Source organism: Gemmatimonadota bacterium, assembly GCA_022560615.1.
In the GTDB taxonomy this organism is placed as follows: Bacteria; Gemmatimonadota; Gemmatimonadetes; order Longimicrobiales; family Gaopeijiaceae; genus UBA1138.
On the sequence record JADFSR010000104.1, the window covers coordinates 1 to 2,111 of the forward strand.

Sequence of the window (2,111 nt, forward strand, 5' to 3'; positions counted from 1 at the left end):
GCGTGGGATCTGGGCCTCTAGACGACACCCGCTTCGTCGGATACCGGCGTAAGCTCATCGAAGACATTCGGGCACGGGGGATCGACGACCTCCAGACGCTCCAGTGCTTCGACATGGTGCCACGTCATACCTTCCTGCCCGAGGGCGTTTGGCCGCGGGCGTACGAGGACGCGCCGATCCCGATCGGGTTCGGGCAGACCGCCTCGCAGCCGTCGTTGCAGGCGTACTATCTGTCGTTTCTCTCGCCACAGCGCGACGAGAAGGTGTTGGAGATCGGAACGGGCAGCGGCTTTCTGACCGCGCTTCTCGCGCTCACGGCGGACCGCGTCTACTCGGTCGAGCGCGTGCGGGAGCTGTCCGTGCGCGCTCGTAAGGCGCTCGACGGGATGGGTGTAAAGAACGTCGCTCTGCTCGTAGGCGACGGCACGATCGGTTGGCGCAAGTACCAACCGTTCGACGTGATCGTCGTGTCGGCGGCCTCTCCCTCGATCCCGCCGGTCCTGGTCGACCAGCTCGCGGATGGCGGCCGAATGTTGATTCCCATCGGGTCCAAGGAGTCGCAAGAGCTCGTGCACGTGCAAAAAACCGGGTTCCTTGTCTCGGAGGACGTCGTGAAGGGGAATGTCACCTTCGTACCTCTGCTCGGACGTTTCGCGTGGGCCGAGGGCGGAGGGTGACCGAGACCCCATCGCGCCCCGGTCCTGTGCGGCGCCTCTACAATTGGGTGCTGCACTGGGCGGACACGCCGTACGGGGTACCCGCGCTTTTCCTGCTCGCGTTCGCGGAGTCCTCATTTTTCCCGATTCCGCCCGACCCCCTGCTGATCGCGCTTTGCCTCGGTGCGGCGACTCACTCTCTGCGGTTCGCCGCGATCGCGACCACCGCATCGGTCGCCGGCGGCATCATTGGCTACGGGATCGGAGCAGGAGCATGGCACTTGGCCGAGCCCTGGTTCTTCGACTACGTGCCGGGCGTCAGCCAAGAGGCGTTCGACGGCGTTCGGGCTCTCTACGACCGGTGGGACTTCTGGGCGATCTTTCTCGCCGGGCTCACACCGATTCCTTATAAGGTCTTCACGCTCTCGGCCGGCGTCTTCGCGATCAACTTCCCGGTCTTCCTCGTCGCGTCGGTCTTGAGCCGAGGGTTGCGGTTCTTCGTGCTCGCCGGACTGATCTTCAAGTTCGGCAAGCCGATCGAGGCATTCATCGACCGCTATTTCAACCTGCTCGTCACAGTGTTCGGTGTCCTGCTCATCGCGGGCTTTCTCCTGATCGAGTTCGTACTCTAGCGCGGTGCCGATCACGCCATTTGGTTCTCGGTGTCGCCCCGGCATATATTCGGAATAGACGGGCGGGTATTCCCGTCGTCCTCTCGGATGGAGCCGCGAAGCATGAGCGACGATAGCAGCGGGAGTCGGCTTCCGCCTCCGGCGTTCCCGCCGGGCTCTCGCAGGCACCTGAGCAACAGCAAGTCGAGGCGTGTTGCGCCCGCGGATCTGGGTGGCGCTCTCATCTCGCCGAATGATCCGATTCCTTCCCGTGACATCGTCACTGCGGAGCCGGGCGGGATGCCCCAGTTCGAGACCGAGAGTGGTGTGGTCACCGGCATGGACATGGACGACCACATGGACGCCGACGAGCTAGCGTCCGGCGGCGATCCGTACGTGATGGACCTGGTGCAGAAAGTCGGCAAGCTGGCCGAGGCACTCAGGGTGAAGGGTGAGGCCGGACTCCGCTCCTCGCCCGACATGGACAAGTTCGAGGCGACACTGCGCGGGTATTGCGTCGGCTACCTCGCTGGCCGGCGCGCCGAGGACGACCCGAGTTCTGACTACTAACCCGCTCAAGCTCCGACGCAGTTGGGCGGCGTTCCGCGGTGGACGCCGCCCCTTCTGATGTCCCTAGGCGAGTGCTAGTGTTCTGCGCTTTCGCACGTCGGGCCTTCATAGCTCAGGTGGATAGAGCGACTGCCTCCTAAGCCTCCGACTGGCGTCGGTGAGCGTCGGTGGGCGCCGGAAATGCTGGGCTTCTGCGTCAGTTGGGTCGGTGAGCGTCGGTGGGCGCTTACGCCGTTCTAGGCGCCGTGTGAAAGGCTCTCACCCCGCCCCAACG

At 64.5% G+C, this 2,111-nt stretch carries 3 protein-coding genes; all 3 read left to right on the forward strand.

The window, feature by feature from the left end:
• Positions 1-2: 2 nt before the first annotated feature.
• The 3 genes from IIB36_20550 (at position 3) to IIB36_20560 (ending at position 1,837) form a co-directional block, all read left to right on the forward strand.
• Positions 3-677 carry a protein-L-isoaspartate(D-aspartate) O-methyltransferase gene (locus IIB36_20550; protein ID MCH7534128.1) on the forward strand — a complete coding sequence of 225 codons (675 nt, stop codon included), beginning with the start codon at positions 3-5 and terminating at the stop codon, positions 675-677.
• A complete protein-coding gene (locus IIB36_20555) occupies positions 674-1,288 on the forward strand; it encodes a DedA family protein (GenBank protein ID MCH7534129.1) in 615 nt (204 codons plus the stop codon). Before IIB36_20550 ends, IIB36_20555 begins: the two co-directional genes overlap by 4 nt.
• A 102-nt stretch (positions 1,289-1,390) precedes the next feature.
• Positions 1,391-1,837, forward strand: a complete 447-nt coding sequence (locus IIB36_20560) for a hypothetical protein (GenBank protein MCH7534130.1) — start codon at positions 1,391-1,393, stop codon at positions 1,835-1,837.
• Positions 1,838-2,111: the final 274 nt, after the last annotated feature.

Bases quoted from the DNA above. Each gene is read 5' to 3' on its own strand.
- IIB36_20560 (MCH7534130.1), top strand. From the start codon at position 1,391: ATGAGCGACGATAGCAGCGGGAGTCGGCTTCCGCCTCCGGCGTTCCCG.